The sequence below is a fragment of the Mucilaginibacter sp. P5_A4 genome (assembly GCF_056400605.1).
The window spans coordinates 21,916-38,843 of sequence record NZ_JBFUKX010000012.1 but is presented as its reverse complement, the minus strand read 5'-3'; the positions used below and the strand labels follow the sequence as shown (position 1 = coordinate 38,843).

The following is a 16,928-nucleotide window of genomic DNA, read 5'->3' as shown; positions in this document are numbered from 1 at the left end:
AAACAGCCCGCAGCTAAAATTCTGTCAATTCTCTAATTCGGAAAACGGCGCAGCCCTCTTGAACACCTTTAAAAAACAACCTACATGTGAAAAATTCAGGTTCAGACAATAACCTAAATTCAACTATTATAATTATTAGCCGATATTTGTTTTAAATGGAGAAGCTAAGAAATTTTTATGCCCTGTTTTGGATCCTGGGTTTAACCCTGTTGATTTACGCCTTCTTTAGGATTAAGCAAGAAATTTTCCGGCATAAAAAATCAGCGACTGAAATAAAAAAGCCGACCCCGTGATCGTCATGGTGAGGGTGTTGGGGAAGTAAATTATTGTAAGCCATAGCAACTGACTCTTATCAGTTGGTAGCATTCGATTTCCTGACCTAATCTAAAGGGCAGTCGATAATTTGTGCTTAAACAGTCTTTACAATTTTAATAAGTTACATTTAGATTTCTATTTCCTAAGTCTTATTATATCAATGGAGCATTTACATATTTATTTCGATGAATTTGGACATTTTAGTCCTAATAGAACAAAAGAAGGAGCGTTTTCGCACTTTGTTTACTCTGCACTAATATTTAATACTGTTGAGGATCAATTGCTATTTGAGATTAAGGCCAAAGAAATTATAGCTAAGGATTTCAATGGAAATTTTTTTAAGTCAAAAAACTTACAGCATCGGAATAGATTACGAGTGTTAGAAAAGTTATTAAATTTAAAGTGGCGGCTATCGCTGTTCGTTGTTGATCAAAAAAAGCTTGATGGGCCACTAATTGAATTTGAGCGGAGTTTTCTTAAGTATTTCCAGAGAATTTTTTTGAAGGGCATTACTCAAAATGTTAATGACTTTCATATTGTATTTGACAAACTTGGATCAGTTGAATTTCAAAACTCCCTTCAATCCTACATGGACAAACATGTTATAAAAAGGGACCTTTTTAATCAAACACGGTCATATGAGATGTTCGATGAAAAAAGGGATAAAAATGTAATGTTGTGTTTCGCTGATTTTTTCGCTAATTCTTTGGGGCAGTTTTTTTGTAAAAGTCATTTTAAAGATCAAAGTCCAGTGTTTTTAGATAAAATCATTAACAGGGTTCAAGTCACGCATTTTCCTTATAAAGAGATATACGATAATAAAACAGTCAAAGCAAAAAATGATTCAGACGGCATAATTGCTAAAATTTCATTGGAAATTGCGACTAAAACAATTGAGGAGTTTTATAATAAAGATGAAAAATTTGCTCATCAGTCGCTTTTAGAATTTCTTATGATTAATTATAAGTTAGACCCTAATCGACTCTTATCATTACCAGAGCTTACTGAACATTTGGAATATTATTTTCCAGGTATAAACGACGATAGGACACGGATAATGATTTCAGAATTAAGAGCGATGGGAGTGTTAATAACCAGTTCAAAGGGGCGACCAGGATATAAATTGCCAAATACCATTAATGATTTTGATGTTTTTTTTAAGCGCTATTTGGACAGTGTTGTTCCTATGTTGAAGAGAATCGAACAATCACAAAATATAGTTTACGAAAAGAGCAATAATGAGGTTGATTTATTAAATAGTGTTTCAAATCAATCTTTATTAAAAGCATTCCTTGGCGTTGTTAAAATGAGTTAAAGATAGTAACAGATTTTTCTAACCATCGCTAACATCAGAACTTTCACAACAATACTTATATTGCATTATAAACAACAGCAGATGGCTTCATCTATTGAAAATTTGGTTACCAAAGGACTGATTGGCCCAATTATCGATTTAACAAACCGATCATGCCGAATTAGCTTTCGACAGGTTTTTAGATAACGAAGTAATTAAAGAAATTCCCATAATAAAGACAGTAGTTGTAATTATCAAGAAGGGCTTAAAAGTCCCAACTTTGATCTTGCTGTTGACTATGCGGAATTTGGACTTAAATCAATGAGAGGCCCTGTGGGTTCGGAAAATGAACATTTTTGATTATATATCACATAAATAGCGGAATGAAAGACGAAAAAGAATCTTACTTGAGTGTTTTGTTAAAGAGTTATTTTATTGAAGCAAAAAAACATTATCCGAATTTTTCATTTAGTAGTCGTTTTTCAGTGTACGATGTTTCAGAGCCAACGACTTGTGAATTAGAATTAGGGTTTGATGCTAAATGTATACGCGGTACGGAATATGAACTAAGTGAAAAAAGTAACTTAATTCATTATACCTCAAGCGTTCAAAGTGTAATCGAAATTCTAAATTCTGGCTCTTTAAGACTTGGTAATTTGGTATCAGTAAATGACCCACAAGAGATTAGCTTTATAGCTAATAACTTAAATATTCCAAATTTTAGCCCGGATGTTATCAGTCTAAGATCTACCTTTTTTAGTGCCTCCTTCTGTAAAGTTATTGATGAAAAAAAGCCTGATGATTTTCCAATGTGGAGACTCTATGGAACAGATGGTTATGGAGCTGCCATAATTTTCGAGATTGAGAATTATGACCAAGATTGGCTAAATTTTGTTTTAGCACAAGTGCAATATGGCGATTGTGAATCGGTTAAAAGGTTTATAGATTTTGTAAATTTTCACAATGGATTCCAGGAATTAAATAATTTCCCAATTCAAAATATACCGAAAACATTCACCGCTTTTTTAGCACTTCACAAAAACCATATCTGGAAGTATGAAAATGAGATCAGACTCTTAACTCAGTACGATTATAATGAATATTCTTTAGAAAATGTGTCTGAACACATTTGCCAGTTAAAGCATTCCATATCAAATAAAAATAAGCAATATTCATATGTTGAGCTACCCTTGACTGGGGGAAAAGAATATAATAGAATAAAAGATTTAGGGCGTTTAGATGCTTTGAATAGCCTTTTGCCAATTTTTAAAGTCAAGGAAATAATATTAGGTTATCGCATTGATTCTAAATCATATATGGATATCATTACTGTCGTTAATTATATATCGAGGGGTTACGGTTATCATATTGCAGTTAGAGAATCTCATTTAAAAGAATATATGATCTAATTATGAAGCTGAAAGTTTTATATATTCGATCACCATATGAAATCACTCTTCACCTTAATGTTTATAGCTGCGATAACAACAGCTTGTGGTCAATCGCAATCACCTATGAAAGTACGCCCTGATGCCAATAAAAAGCTGAACTATTTTATTCAGAAAGCGAAATTTGATGGCGTGCCTAACACGCTGTTTAACGGACTAAGTAATCCCAAAATAAAACCGCAGTTGAATGATCTCATGAACCAGGCTGCAAAAGATTTTTTATCTACTGCCAACCATCAGCCAACCGAAAAGAAATTCCAGGATAACATAAAAACTGGTTTAACAAGGTTCAACAAATTTGACGGTAGTCTGGATACGGAGGACAGGGAAAGGATCTGTACCTATTTTGAAGAGTTAATGGATTGTGTTGGCCTGCAAAGCTCCAACGGCGAACTGAATAACTGGATGTACGGATTTGATCCGACAAAAAAGGAGTAATTATAGCGTGCAGGCTGTAATCAATCCACCTACACCAAAACATTTTACTATTTTGTTCCTATGGAACCACTAACCCTCACAAAACCCCAAGCCCGCAAAATCATCCTCCATGCCGCAGGATTGGCCAGGCATGCGCAGTTTGGAACGGGCATAGAAGCGGTTTACCGGCTGATTGATCACCTCGGTTTTGTGCAACTGGATACCAATTACGTAGTGGAGCGGGCGCATCACCACGTGATGGCCGCGCGCGTGCCGGATTATGAGCCGGACTGGCTGGGGGAGCTAACTGCAGACGGCCGGATCTTTGAATATTTTACTTCCGACGCGGGTTACATCCCGATGGGGGATTTTCGCTTTTCGCTGCCTGTAAAGGAAGGTTTTGCGGTAAACAGGAAGCCTGTAGCGCCGGCCGAGACCCGGCTCATGAAACAGGTGCTGGACCGGGTGGAACGTGAAGGTCCGCTGATGGTGGGGGATTTCGAAAACGACCGGCTGGAGGCCAGTTCGGGCTGGTGGGACTGGCGGCCCGCCAAAGTGGCGCTTGAACGGTTGTACCTTGACGGCAAACTGATGATTACCCGCAGCAAAGGTTTTCATAAAGTATATGATTTGCCGATGAATTTAATTCCGGCGGATACGGATGTTACGGTGCCGGCAGCCGAAGAATTTGCCCGGTACGTGATCAGGCGCACCCTGGGGGCACTGGGTATTGCCTATGTTAAAGAAATGGCCTGGCGCGCCCGCCGCGTAAAGGATAATTTAGTAAAAAAGGAGCTGGAGAAAATGGTAGCTGACGGAGAAGTGCGGATGGTGCTGATTGAAGGGCTGAAAAGCGCGCCGCTTTATATGCTGCGTGATCAAAAAAAGGAAATTGAATTGACGGGTGAGGCTTTTATCCTTTCGCCGTTCGATATCCTGAACGTATTCAGGCACCGGTTAAGGGATTTTTTCGATTTTGATTACCAGGTTGAATGTTTTGTACCCGCGCCCAAACGGAAGTACGGTTATTTTTGTTTGCCGGTATTGGTGGGCGATACCTTTGTAGCCCGCATGGATGCCAAGGCCGACAGGAAACAAAAGGTACTGATTGTACATAATCTGCACTTTGAAGCGGTGGAGCTTAATGAGGCCATGATTGGCAAGATAATAGCTGCGCTGAAAGCCTTTGTTCAATTCAACAAATGCCGGGATATTGTTTTTAAAAAATCGAATAGGGAGGATTACCTGCACACCATTAGCCAGGGTTTTTGACCGGATTTTATCAAAAGCCTTTTGTCATGCTGAACGTAGTGAAGCATCTATTATTCGCCATGCTTCTTCGCCCTGTACAGCCTGCGAATAGATCCTTCACTACGTTCAGGATGACAAACCTTTTAAAACGTCAATTTTCCGGTCAGCGTTTCGCGGAATTTTACCACTCGCAATGATTAGAAATCAAAAGCTTTCGTTTTCCCAAAAGTGTCAGCAGAACAGCTTCGGGCGAAAACGGGCAAAACAATGCGGGGCTGTGCGGTGGCAGGGCATAGGAAGTTTTTGCATGTGCGGGGATATGCGGGCAAGGGCAAAATAATTCCAGCCCAGGTTTTGGCGGTTTTGCAGGGTAAAGGCCCAGAGCGCAAAGAAGCATTTCTGCTGACTTGAATTATTCGCTGTTGTTTGTTTTTTATTGGTGCTCATTATCTCGCTATGCTCGGTCTTTTGGTCCTTTTTGTTTCAAGACAAAAAGGACTAGGCCCTCCCGCGGCCATGAGCGGGACGATGTTATTCCATTACCACAAAGTAAAGTTAGTACCCAAATAGCGGCTCTGTACAGTTTGGGATTGCTTCGTACCTCGCAATGACGGGCTATTTAGGCTGCTCTGTACAGTTTGGGATTGCTTCGTACCTCGCAATGACGGGTTATTTAGGCTGCTCTGTACAGTTCGCGGTTGCCTCCGTCGGCTGACGGATCGCAATGACATTTTTTATTGCAGATGATTTTAAAACCAAAAAAGGGGCACAAGGCCCCTTTCAATATAGTGTGACTGGCAATTACAAAGCCAATACTTCTTTTACTCTTTCGGCTGCTTCTTTAAGCAAAATGGCCGAGTATACTTTTAAACCTGAGTTATCTATCAGTTCTTTCGCTTCGGTAGCGTTGGTGCCTTGCAAGCGAACGATGATTGGTACAGGGATGTTACCAATTTCTTTGTAGGCATCAATAACACCCTGGGCAACACGGTCGCAACGAACAATACCACCAAAGATGTTGATGAGGATTGCCTTAACGTTAGGGTCGGAAAGGATGATGTTAAAACCTGCTTTAACGGTTTCGGCATTGGCAGTACCACCAACATCAAGGAAGTTGGCAGGCTCGCCACCGGCAATTTTAATGATATCCATAGTTGCCATAGCTAAACCGGCGCCGTTAACCATACAGCCTACATTACCATCAAGCTTTACATAGTTAAGGTTTGATTTACTTGCTTCAACTTCGGTAGGGTCTTCCTCGTCGGTATCGCGCATAGCGGCATAATCCGGGTGACGGTATAATGCGTTATCATCAATATTAACCTTGGCATCAACGGCTAAAATTTTGTTATCAGATGTTTTTAATACCGGGTTGATCTCGAATTGTGATGAGTCGGTAGCTTCGTAGGCTTTGTATAAAGCAGCTATGAATTTGGTCATATCTTTAAAAGCCTCGCCCGATAAACCTAAGTTGAAAGCTATTTTGCGGGTTTGGAAACCTTGCAGACCAACTTTAGGATCAATTTCTTCTTTAAATATTAATTCGGGAGTTGAGTGTGCAACTTCCTCAATATCCATACCGCCTTCGGTGCTGTACATGATAATGTTACGGCCCTTAGCACGATCGAGCAATACGCTCATATAAAACTCTTTGGTTTCGCTTTCGCCTGGGTAGTAAACATCCTGTGCTACTAAAACCTTTTTTACTTTTTTACCTTCGGGTCCGGTTTGCGGGGTAACTAATTGCATGCCAATAATATTGCCTGCAATTTCTTTAACCTGGTCAAGGTTTTTAGCCAGCTTTACACCGCCGCCTTTACCACGGCCACCGGCATGGATCTGTGCTTTTATCACTACCCAGCTTGATCCCAGGTCTTCTTTCAATTTTTGGGCAGCCTCTGCAGCCTGCTCAACAGTATCGGCAACAATGCCTTCCTGAACTCTAACGCCAAAGCTCTTTAATATGGCTTTGCCCTGATATTCGTGAATATTCATGTTTTTTGAAGAATTTGCGGTAAATCTACAATTTTGTTTTAAAGGTAGGGGAGGTTTGTGGAGTTTATTTAAACAAGGTTATTAATTCTCGCCTTTTAACCAAAAGGAAATTTTACTGCCTATTCCCAATTTGCTTTCTATGGTTAGTTTTCCGTTATTTTTTGCAATAAAATCCTGGCAAAGCATAAGGCCAAGCCCCGATCCTTTTTCGCCGGAGGTGCCGTCTTTATGAAAGTTTTCCTTTTTTAGTATGGCGTCAATTTCCGTTTCAGACATTCCGTTGCCGGTATCCTGTACATAAACTTCAACAAATCCCGGTTGGGCGCTGTAGCCTAAAACTATTGTGCCATTGTAAGGGGTAAATTTAATAGCATTGTTGATAAGGTTGCGCAATACCAGCCTTATCATATCCATATCGCCGTAAATGGAAATGTGTTTGTTGATGTTATTTATAATGCGGATGTTTTTAGCATCGGCGTTAAGTTTAAATAAGTTATAGTTTTCTTCGGCAATTTCCACCGCATTAAACCAGGCAGGCTTTACCTGGATCCCCTCCATCTGGCTTTGTGCCCAATAAAGTAAATTATCTGTTAGACTAAATGTTGAGCCTATATTGTCATCAAGCTCGGGTATCAGTGTTTCAAGTTCTTCCAGGCTTAAGTCTCCTGATTTTACCAGATCAAGGGTTTGCTTTAATTGGCCTATAGGTCCCCTTAAATCGTGCGAGATAATAGAAAAGAGTTTGTCTTTGGTTAAATTCAGCTCTTGCAACGCCTTACTTTGTGCTAAAATTTCATCGTTTTTGCCGCTTAGCTCGATGGTTTTTTCATTTACTTTACGTTCCAGTACCAGTTTTTGTCTTCTTATACGGCTGGTATTAAATATATTAACCAGGTAAAAGGCCAGCAAAGCCAACAGCAGGTAAAGTAAGTAAGCCCACCAGGTTTTATACCATGGGGCATTGATATGAAAGGAATAAGAAACAGGCTCGGTTATTTGCCCGTAAATGTTTTTGGCCCGTACAAAAAAGGTATAATTGCCGTTGGACAGGTTGGTGAACAAAGCTTCTTTTTCCTTGTTCCAGGTGGACCATTTGTTTTCAAAACCTTTTAACTTATACTGGTATTCATTTTTATCGGCATCCTCATAAAATGAGCTTGCAAAAATGAATTTTAGTTTATTCTGACTAAATGCAAGCTCGTTTTGAGGTAGTTTGCCGCCGCTTATAAAGATGGTTGAATCGGCCGCCAATACAGCTTTAATGGATAATTTAAAGGGTTTGTTGTAATAAGTTTTTTGCGCACTATTGTAACTGATAATTCTATCTACATTACCAATCCATACTTCATTAGGGCCGGCAATAAGTAATGGTGCATCTACATCAATACGCAGCAAACCGTGCGTGTTTGTTGATATTTTGCTGAACGGGGTTAATAATAACTTAAATGAGCCGCCGGGCTGCTTAATAAGGGCGCCTGCGGTTTGTGTGTTTTTTGATGGAGCACCCCAAAAGTAAATATCGCCATTGGCGTTTTCGGTAAGGGTATAAATGCAAAAGCCTTTGCCGGTTGCTTTTCGGAATATGGCATCGGGCTCAAACCTGTTTTTAATTTTGTTATAATTATAAATACCATCGGTAGTGGTTACAATTATTTTACCGTTTTTTAACCGGTAGATACGGTTATTTAGGTTTGAGGGCAAGCCGTTTGCCGTATTATAAAAAGTGGTACCCGTTACCGAATCCATTTGCGCATTTAACCGCAGTTTAAAGATCCCCTTGTTGTAATGACTTATCCATAAATCGCCCTCATCATCCTGCTGTATAAACCTGGTTTCCTCTTCAAAGCCTTTTATTTTTTTTTGATGCCAGGCATTGCCTCGTTTTTCCAGCAGCCAGATGCCTGTATTGTAGGTGCCCATGATCATGCAATCGGGCTTGTTGCGTACCTCGCCAAGCGTTTGTATAAACAAGTGATCCACCAGCCGTGTAGCTTTCTTTCCCTCAATTTCAAAAACGCCGTCGCGGTGCGCTAAATACAATTTCTGATTAAAATTGAACATATTCCAGTTCTCTCCGGCAGTTCCCGGTACAAGGGAAAAGGTTGCATTTTCATCTTTGTAAAAAAGTCCTTTGTCTGTACCAACATATAAATATTGACCTTTTTTTCCGAAGCATAATAGATTTCCTTCAAGGCCATTTTGTTTATTGTATATAGATAAGGGCGAGCTTGTAATGAGTTGCGAAATAAATGAATCTGTACCCAGCCAGGTATTATGATTCATATCCTGGAAGATAAATCCTGAATTGAGATTTAGCCCCAGCACATCTTTTGAAATAAAGTTTACCGTTTTACCTTCTTTATTTAAAAAAACAATCCCTTCTGCTGTAAACACGCATATTTTGCCATTATCAAGGTAGAGGATGCCTCTTATTTCGGCAGTTTTTGAATGGGTGACGGGATTTTGGGTAATTAGGCGCAACCTTTTACCGCTATTTGTTTCGAGGGGATTTAATACCCATACCCGGTTATTGTCATCAAGCAAAAGGTATTGACCGGTTTCATAATCTGCAATGCGTTTTAAATGGATGCCGGCCAGTTCCAGTTCTTTACCAAATCCTGCATCCTCAAATTCACCGTTTTTATAAATCCATAAACCCTCGCTGTTTGTAGAAAACAATTGTTTTTTTAATTTAAATAACCATGCGTTTTTAATGGCAAGCACTTTAACCCTCCCGTTTTTATACAGGAAAATATTTTTCTTGTTGTTGAAAATTACCTCATCGTTAAAAACGATGGTTTGTACTACATCATTTAAGCTTTTGTATTGTTTGGGGATAAGGGGTAATAAGGAGTGATATTTATAATTAGCGGCGCTATCTTTACGGAGGTATCCTAATTCATTATAAGAGCCTATAAAAATATCGTTTTTTGAATTAAGCCCCAGCGAAAAAACATAATTCTGGTCGGTAATAGTTGTCAGGTCCCACTTTAGGCCATCGTACCTAAGCACACCATCATTATTGGCAATATACAATACCCCGTCCTTGTCTTGCGCCATGGTCCAGCTTTGTATAGCGCCGCCGTAAACATTCACCGGATATTTTTCAACAAATAGCTGTTGCGCGCTTATAAACGATAGGTCGAAAAGAAGTATGCAACAAATTAATTGAAGGTGTTTAATCATATAAAAATCAGGATGGTTGTAATAAGGCTTATTTCTTTTGAGTTTAAATTTACTTATTTGTATACGAGTCAGGCAACGTTTTGTTTTCTTTTTTAACTTCCGGCCTTTAAATTTTTCTCAGCGTTTTAATCCATTTGGGGTCTTCCAATAAAATCAACCAAAACACTAACTTTGCGCTATGCTTAAAGCCAAATCTATCTTTAAATCGTACGGGCAGCTACAAATATTAAAAGGTGTTGATCTGGATGTTCAGCGTGGCGAAATCGTTACCATTGTTGGTGCATCGGGCGCAGGCAAAAGCTCCCTGCTTAATATTTTGGGTACGCTGGACAGGCCCGATTCTGGTGAGCTGTATATTAATGATATTGAACTAAGTAAGCTCAATAACAAGAACCTCAGCGATTTCAGGAACCGTAAAATTGGCTTTATTTTCCAGTTTCACCATTTATTGGCCGAGTTTACCGCTATTGAAAATGTATGTATTCCGGCTTTTATTGCAGGTGTATCTAAATCTGAAGCTGAAAAGAAAGCCAAAGAACTGCTTGTATTGCTGGGTTTAGGTGAACGGATGAGCCATAAGCCAGATGAATTATCGGGCGGCGAACAGCAAAGGGTAGCCGTGGCACGCGCGCTTATTAATAACCCGGCGCTTATTTTTGCCGATGAGCCCTCGGGGAACCTCGATTCGGTAAATGCGCTTGAACTGCATGAACTTTTCATTAAGTTGCGCAAGGAATTTAACCAAACCTTTGTAATTGTTACTCATAATGAAGATCTTGCCAACCTGTCAGATCGGACGGTGATGATGAAGGATGGTTTAATTGTACAATAAGTTGAAGATATTAATAACCGCAGCTAATTCCGCGCCGGCCTATAAGCTAAAAAACAAACTGAACGGCGACGACATTATCATGGGCGATCACCTTGAGTTGCCCGCTTTTATGCTGAAACCAGGGCAGCTTATTCGCCTTCCCGATCCACAATCTTCCAGTTATACACACGAAATGTTAACTTTATGCCTCGATCTGGGTGTTGAGGTTGTTTACCTTTTCCGTGCACCGGAAATAGCCTTGCTGCAACAAGCCAGAGTATTATTTAATGAGTATAATATAACAATCCTTGCCGGGGACAATGAAGTATAAAGATATTGATAAGCGCAAAACTGCGTTCATTTTGGAACTCGACGATGTTTTATATCCAGCTAAGGATTATACATACCAGGTTTATTACCTTTTTGCCAACATGCTGGAATATGTTGAATTGGTTGATGCTAAAGAGACAACCAATTTGATGACCGCTACGTATTTAAAGGAAGGAGCAGATGCCGTTTTTGATAAAGTTGCCAAAGCGTTTCCGGTAGCCGAACAATACAGGGATAAGTTTGACAACCTTATGCTGACTGCCAAGCTTCCTTTGAAATTGCTTTTATATCAAAATATGCTTACTTTGCTACAGGAAATTGTGGTTGATCGTAAAAAACTGTTCATTGTTACAAACGGAAATGTATCGGAGCAGGTAAATAAAATAAAGCAGGTTGAATGGCATAAACTGGAACCCTACCTTATTTGCTATTTTGCCGAAGAAACAATGCCCAAGCCAGAACCCGATGTGGTACATTTATTGATGCAGGAACATAACTTACAGCGCAGGGATATTTTGATGATAGGAAATTCGGAAACCGACAGTTTATGCGCCGAGACTGTGGGGATAGATTATATAAGCGCCGTTAAATTTTTATAGCGCCTGTTGTAACATACTTATTTTTATAGCGTTAACACATTTATATTATAGTTAAATTATACATGAGAAAAATATTTTACTCAGTGATCATCCTTACTGCCGGTTTGTTATCAGCATGCCACAAGGATAAAAAAATAATCGTTAACACTACTGATTCTACAGCAATCAAGTTGGAAATAGCTAACCTGATCAAAGATTCGGTTTACCTGTATACCAAAGAAACTTATTTATGGTATGATGCCCTGCCCGATTATAAAACCTTTGCTCCCCGCTCATTCACAGGAGCTAACGAATTGGCAGCACTCACCAGCGAGGTAGATAAACTATCTCAATATAAAATTAATCCTGCAACGGGTAAGCCCTATGAGTATGTTGCGAACGATCCGGGTTCGGCTAAGTATTCCTTTATTGATGATGGGTCTGTTTCTGCAGAGTTGGGCGGCGTAAGTGGCGATTTTGGATTTTCGGTTTTGTACCAGGAAGCCAACGACCTGCGCGTAAAATATGTATATCCGGGTTCGCCTGCTGATAACGCAGGTATTAAAAGGGGAGACCAAATAGTAAAACTTAATAACCGTACCAGTTTGGATTACGATAATGGCACCAATGTAAACTTTGTGGTAAATGCGGTTTTTGGCACCGACCCAATCACAATGACGCTTAAGAAGGCGGATAATACTAACGTCGATGTGTCGTTAACTGTAGCCGAATATACCATTAACCCGGTTTTAAAATACAAGGTTTTTACTATGGGTGATAAAAAAATAGGGTATATTGTTTTTAATACTTTTACCGTAATAGCAAACGCCCGCCCTCAGTTATTAAAAGCTTTTAATGCCTTTAGCACTGCAGGCATTACAGACCTGGTTGTCGACCTGCGCTATAATGGCGGCGGAAGTGTTGAAACAGCCGAATACCTGGATAACCTGATTGTACCTGCTGCAAAAAGTGGCAGCCAGATGTTTACCTATTATTATAATGATAAGCTGCAGGCTGATAACCACCCGCTGCTAAGCGTCATATATGATATTAATAAAGGGGATTTTTTACCTGCTAATAACCGGGTTAACTTTGCCAAAAATGGTTCGTTAAATATAAGTAAGGTGTTTTTTATAGTAACCGGTTCAACCGCATCAGCAAGTGAGCTAACTATTAATAACCTGCGCCCCGAAATGGAGGTTAACCTTATAGGGCGTACCAGTTATGGCAAGCCGGTAGGCTTTTTTGCTATTGATATTAATAAATATCAATTATATGTGCCGCAGTTTGAAACCAAAAACTCGGCCAACCAGGGTGGTTATTATTCGGGGATGACACCCGGCTCAACAGATTATCCGGGTAAACTTGATTATGACGATGTAACAAAGGATTTTGGCGATAGTACAGAGGTGTTACTGCAACACGCTTTAAATTATATTAGCACAGGTGTTTATGATGTGTCTGGTCCGAAGGTTCAAAGTTTGGCAAAAACTAAAACCATGTCGGCACAGCAAGTTTCAGATATGACGCTTAAGTTGGATGAGCGTAAATTTAAAGGAATGGTGGGTAAAAAAGAGTTCCGCCATAAATAGATATAAGCTGAAAGCATAAGGCGAAAAGCCGAAAGCCTTTTGTGAAAACGGGGCAAAAGATAATCGTCTTTTGCCCCGTTTTCTTTCGTATATGTAGCCTACCGCGGCACGCACAAAGCATAATCATGCTTTATCTGCAACACATTCGTTCCGGAAAGAGCAGGGGAATTAATCTGCAAGTTCGCGCAGATCAACGGGTACCACACGAGAAATGCCCTGCTCAACCATGGTTACACCATAAATTACATCGGTACTGGCAATGGTGCGCTTGTTGTGCGATACGATGATGAATTGCGAATCCTTAGAGAAAGTGCGGATAATGTTATTGAACTTATCAATATTGGTATCATCAAGCGGGGCGTCTACCTCATCAAAAATACAGAATGGCGCTGGTTTAAGCAGGTAAAGCGAAAAGAGGATAGCGGTGGCTGTAAGCGTTTTTTCGCCCCCCGATAGCTGGTTGATGGATAGGGGGCGTTTGCCTTTTGGCTTGGCGATGATATCAATATCCGATTCCAGCGGATGGTTGGGATCGGTCAGGATCAGGTCGCAGGAATCTTCCTCATTAAACAGCGATCGGAATACCTTGATAAAATTCTCGCGCACCATGATAAAGGCATGCATGAACTTTTCTTTAGCGGTATCATCAATCTCCTGTATGGTGGCTAATAAGGATGCTTTCGCCTCGCTCAGATCTTTCTTTTGCGCCTGGATAAAGGTATAACGCTCGTTCATTTCGTTATAGGCCTCAACCGCCATCGGGTTAATTGCGCCAAAATCGTCCAGCTGTTTTTTTAGCTTATCTGCTTTTTCGCGCAGGTCATGCTCACTTTCAACAGGTGTTTCTGTCTCGGGCAAATCTTCAATGTCGATATTAAACTCTACAGATAAACGCTCTTTCAGGGCGTTCAGTTCCAGTTTAAGGTTGTTACGCTCATCGCGCAACTCGTTTTCTATAACCTCATGGTTGTCTTTTTTGCGTCTTAACGCGGTAATTTCATTTTCGTTTTCGGTGATGATGCCACGCCATTGGTAATATTCCTGCTCGGCTTGCTGGGTGGCTTTTTCCAGGTTTTCCTTTTGTTCGTACATCTCCAGCAGGTCATCGTCGGAGTTATCGGCCTGCTTCAGGTTTTCCTGTATAGCAATTTTTACTTTCTCCAGCTCGGTGCTGTTTTGTTTGATGCGGGTTTCCAGGCTTTCCTGTTGTGTATCGCGGTATTCCAGGTCTTTTATTAGGCTTGATACCTTGTTTTGCTGTTGGTGAAAACGGATATTCTCCTGGTTAAAGGCGTTTGATTGTACCGATACGTATTCATTCAACTCGTTAAAAGCAACCTGTTTATCAACCAGTAGATCGCTCTGGATCTGCTTCTGCATTTTTAACTCGGCAAGCTGGGGGTGCAGGGCAGTCATTTCATCCTTGATGCCGGCAATCTTCCGGGCAATATCATCCTTACGGTTAAGGCTGTTTTCAATAAACGTTTGGTATTGTTCCTGCCGGGTCTTTACGGTTATCAGCTCGGTATTCAACCGGTTAATGATCATCTGCTGTTCATTAATCTCGTTGCTTTTGGTTGATGAACGCAGGGCCGAAAGCTTGCTTTGCAACTCATCCGATTTGCTTTTTTGCGCATTAACCAGGTTTTCGATACCCTTAATCTCCTTTGCCAGGTTCTCCAAATTCTTGGCCCGGCCAATTCTCTTTCCCTCAAACAAACCCACCGAACCACCGGCCATGGTATGCTTTGATTTATTGAACTTGCCGCTTTTGCCAATCAACACCACACCATCGGGCAGGGCGGCATTGTTAATCTGCTGGTCCTTATCATCATCAACCAGGTAAACATCTTTAAGCAGATGATTACATAGCTGGGCGTATCTTTTATCAACCTCTATTACTTTCAGGGCCGAAACAGCGCCTGCATTTTCAAAAGCCGGGTTAGCTGGTATTACTTCCTCATAGTTTTCCAGTATAAAGAAGTGTGCGCGGCCCCGGGCGGCATTACTCAATAGCTGTATGGCCTTTATAGCTTCATCATAGTTATCAACCACATAATAGTTCATCAGTGGTTCCAGGTAGTTTTCAATGGCTACCCGGTACTCTTCCTTACAAAACAGTACATCGCTAAACAGGGGGGCATTTTTGGCCCAGTCGGCATTTTTCTTTAAAAAGCGGATAGACTCCGGAAAGCCTTCCAGGTTATCCACCATGCTTTTGGTAAGATTGTACTCGTTTTGTTTGGCATCCAGCTTTCGACTTTCTTTAATGATGGTATCTTTTACCAAACTAAGTTCCGAATCAGTTTCGGCTATCTGTTCTTTTAATTTATTCTCAAAATCCAAAGCCGACTGGTAATCATAATCCAGCGTTTCCTTGCGGTTCTGCAGTTCGGCAACCACCTGGTTAAAATGCGAAAGTTCTACCTCTTTATTGGTGGTATCTTCCATATTGCGCTGGCTTTCCTGCTCTAAAGCCTGTTGCTGAATTTGCAGGATATCAATATCCTTCTCGGCTTTGTAGGCCTGGTTTTGCAGGCGGGTATTGATGCCGGTAATCTCCGTTAGTTCGTTGCGGGCTTCGGCTTGTTGTGCACGTAGCTCATCAACGGCCTCCTTCAGGTCGGCTAAGCGGCTTTGGATGGTTTGCAGGCTCTCATCCTCCAATGCTTTTTCTTCGGATAAGCGCTTAATGTTATACAGTACGTGGTTTAGCTGGTTTTTATCCCTATCCAGTTCCTCGGTTAACCTTGATTCTTTATCCTGCTGAAATTTGAGCTGCTCGTTCTTGATCTTTTTCTCACTCTCGTAAGCACGGATCTTAGCTACAAACTCGTTGGTGGTTTTTTGCTGTACAGATAGGTTTTTTTCTTTGGTGATGCTATCCAGCTTTTGTTGTTGCAGTGCAGCCTCCAAAGTATCTATCTGGGCAACAATACCTCCTTTTTCGGCTTTTTGCTGCTGCTCCTGGTCCTCAATTTTCTTTAACGATTCGCTGAAAGATACAATCCTGAACGATGCCAGCATAATGCTGAGCGATTTGTATTGCTCTTTGATGCGGTAATAACGCTCGGTTTTTTTAGCCTGGTTCTCCAGCGACTTAAGGTTTTTCTCAATTTCGAAAAGCAGGTCTTCCACGCGTTCCAGGTCGGCCTCGGTATCTTTCAATTTGCTGAAAGTTTGTTTTTTGCGGAGCTTGTATTTAGAGATGCCCGATGCTTCCTCAAACAAATTCCGGCGCGAACCTTCCTTGTTGGTGATGATTTCGTCTATCATCCGCAACTCGATGATAGAGTAGGAGTCGGAGCCGATACCGGTATCCAGGAACAGGTCGGTAATATCTTTCAGGCGGCACTGTACATCGTTCAGGCGGTATTCACTTTCGCCGGTGCGGTAAAGTTTTCGGGTAAGGGTAACCTGCGAATAATCGGTAGGCAGTACGTTTTTGGTATTATCAAAAGTAAGGGAAACTTCGGCAAGGTTGGCCGATTTACGGCTTTTGGTACCATTGAAGATCACGTTATCCATCTTCTCTGATCGCAGCATGCGGGTGCTTTGCTCGCCCAGTACCCAGCGGATGGCATCAACTACGTTTGATTTTCCGCAGCCGTTGGGTCCTACAATTGCAGTTACACCCTCATTAAAATTAATGGTGATCTTATCTCCAAAACTCTTAAAGCCCTTGATTTCTAAGCGGGTAAGCTGCATTTA

At 40.8% G+C, this 16,928-nt stretch carries 11 protein-coding genes and 1 pseudogene; 8 read left to right on the top strand and 4 right to left on the bottom strand.

Annotated elements, in window-relative coordinates; all coding sequences use genetic code 11:
• The first annotated feature begins 475 nt into the window (after positions 1 to 475).
• The 4 genes from AC1DQW_RS09725 to AC1DQW_RS09710 all read left to right on the top strand — a co-directional run bounded on the left by AC1DQW_RS09725 (position 476) and on the right by AC1DQW_RS09710 (position 4,746).
• On the top strand, positions 476 to 1,630 hold the full coding sequence (locus tag AC1DQW_RS09725) for a DUF3800 domain-containing protein (protein ID WP_477453898.1): 1,155 nt from the start codon (positions 476 to 478) through the stop codon (positions 1,628 to 1,630).
• Between the two features lie 362 nt (positions 1,631 to 1,992).
• Positions 1,993 to 3,018, top strand: coding sequence for a DUF2971 domain-containing protein (locus AC1DQW_RS09720; RefSeq protein WP_477453897.1), 1,026 nt, complete (start codon positions 1,993 to 1,995; stop codon positions 3,016 to 3,018).
• A gap of 36 nt (positions 3,019 to 3,054) precedes the next feature.
• Complete coding sequence (locus AC1DQW_RS09715; RefSeq protein WP_477453896.1) at positions 3,055 to 3,495, top strand: DUF4844 domain-containing protein; 441 nt, start codon at positions 3,055 to 3,057, stop codon at positions 3,493 to 3,495.
• 60 nt (positions 3,496 to 3,555) lie between these two features.
• Positions 3,556 to 4,746, top strand: coding sequence for a winged helix-turn-helix domain-containing protein (locus AC1DQW_RS09710; RefSeq protein ID WP_477453895.1), 1,191 nt, complete (start codon positions 3,556 to 3,558; stop codon positions 4,744 to 4,746).
• Between the two features lie 210 nt (positions 4,747 to 4,956).
• On the opposite strand, the gene AC1DQW_RS09705 is transcribed toward AC1DQW_RS09710, so the two are convergent.
• From AC1DQW_RS09705 to AC1DQW_RS09695, 3 genes and pseudogenes are all read right to left on the bottom strand, one after another.
• Positions 4,957 to 5,172: a hypothetical protein gene (locus AC1DQW_RS09705; RefSeq protein WP_477453894.1), complete on the bottom strand. Its 216-nt coding sequence runs from the start codon at positions 5,170 to 5,172 to the stop codon at positions 4,957 to 4,959.
• Positions 5,173 to 5,526: 354 nt separating this feature from the next.
• Positions 5,527 to 6,723 (bottom strand): annotated as a pseudogene (gene sucC, locus AC1DQW_RS09700) (ADP-forming succinate--CoA ligase subunit beta); the annotation flags it as partial.
• 78 nt (positions 6,724 to 6,801) lie between these two features.
• Positions 6,802 to 9,906, bottom strand: coding sequence for a sensor histidine kinase (locus AC1DQW_RS09695; RefSeq protein ID WP_477453893.1), 3,105 nt, complete (start codon positions 9,904 to 9,906; stop codon positions 6,802 to 6,804).
• Between the two features lie 178 nt (positions 9,907 to 10,084).
• Here AC1DQW_RS09695 and AC1DQW_RS09690 point away from each other — a divergent pair, with 178 nt between their 5' ends.
• The 4 genes from AC1DQW_RS09690 (at position 10,085) to AC1DQW_RS09675 (ending at position 13,217) form a co-directional block, all read left to right on the top strand.
• Entirely contained in the window at positions 10,085 to 10,738 is a 654-nt protein-coding gene (locus AC1DQW_RS09690; protein ID WP_477453892.1) for an ABC transporter ATP-binding protein, read from the top strand.
• A 1-nt stretch (position 10,739) separates the two neighbouring features.
• Positions 10,740 to 11,048: a hypothetical protein gene (locus tag AC1DQW_RS09685; RefSeq protein ID WP_477453891.1), complete on the top strand. Its 309-nt coding sequence runs from the start codon at positions 10,740 to 10,742 to the stop codon at positions 11,046 to 11,048.
• Positions 11,038 to 11,646, top strand: coding sequence for an HAD family hydrolase (locus AC1DQW_RS09680; RefSeq protein ID WP_477453890.1), 609 nt, complete (start codon positions 11,038 to 11,040; stop codon positions 11,644 to 11,646). The genes AC1DQW_RS09685 and AC1DQW_RS09680 overlap by 11 nt, the downstream gene beginning before the upstream one ends.
• Before the next feature lie 62 nt (positions 11,647 to 11,708).
• Entirely contained in the window at positions 11,709 to 13,217 is a 1,509-nt protein-coding gene (locus AC1DQW_RS09675; protein WP_477453889.1) for a S41 family peptidase, read from the top strand.
• Between the two features lie 168 nt (positions 13,218 to 13,385).
• On the opposite strand, the gene smc is transcribed toward AC1DQW_RS09675, so the two are convergent.
• Positions 13,386 to 16,925, bottom strand: a complete 3,540-nt coding sequence (smc, locus tag AC1DQW_RS09670; RefSeq protein ID WP_477453888.1) for a chromosome segregation protein SMC — start codon at positions 16,923 to 16,925, stop codon at positions 13,386 to 13,388.
• Positions 16,926 to 16,928: the final 3 nt, after the last annotated feature.

Excerpts from the sequence above, each read along its gene's own strand:
- AC1DQW_RS09715 (WP_477453896.1), top strand. The coding sequence starts at position 3,055 with ATGAAATCACTCTTCACCTTAATGTTTATAGCTGCGATAACAACAGCT.
- AC1DQW_RS09675 (WP_477453889.1), top strand. The coding sequence starts at position 11,709 with ATGAGAAAAATATTTTACTCAGTGATCATCCTTACTGCCGGTTTGTTA.
- AC1DQW_RS09690 (WP_477453892.1), top strand. The coding sequence starts at position 10,085 with ATGCTTAAAGCCAAATCTATCTTTAAATCGTACGGGCAGCTACAAATA.
- AC1DQW_RS09680 (WP_477453890.1), top strand. The coding sequence starts at position 11,038 with ATGAAGTATAAAGATATTGATAAGCGCAAAACTGCGTTCATTTTGGAA.
- AC1DQW_RS09710 (WP_477453895.1), top strand. The coding sequence starts at position 3,556 with ATGGAACCACTAACCCTCACAAAACCCCAAGCCCGCAAAATCATCCTC.
- AC1DQW_RS09725 (WP_477453898.1), top strand. The coding sequence starts at position 476 with ATGGAGCATTTACATATTTATTTCGATGAATTTGGACATTTTAGTCCT.
- AC1DQW_RS09695 (WP_477453893.1), bottom strand. The coding sequence starts at position 9,906 with ATGATTAAACACCTTCAATTAATTTGTTGCATACTTCTTTTCGACCTA.
- AC1DQW_RS09705 (WP_477453894.1), bottom strand. The coding sequence starts at position 5,172 with ATGAGCACCAATAAAAAACAAACAACAGCGAATAATTCAAGTCAGCAG.
- smc (WP_477453888.1), bottom strand. The coding sequence starts at position 16,925 with ATGCAGCTTACCCGCTTAGAAATCAAGGGCTTTAAGAGTTTTGGAGAT.
- AC1DQW_RS09720 (WP_477453897.1), top strand. The coding sequence starts at position 1,993 with ATGAAAGACGAAAAAGAATCTTACTTGAGTGTTTTGTTAAAGAGTTAT.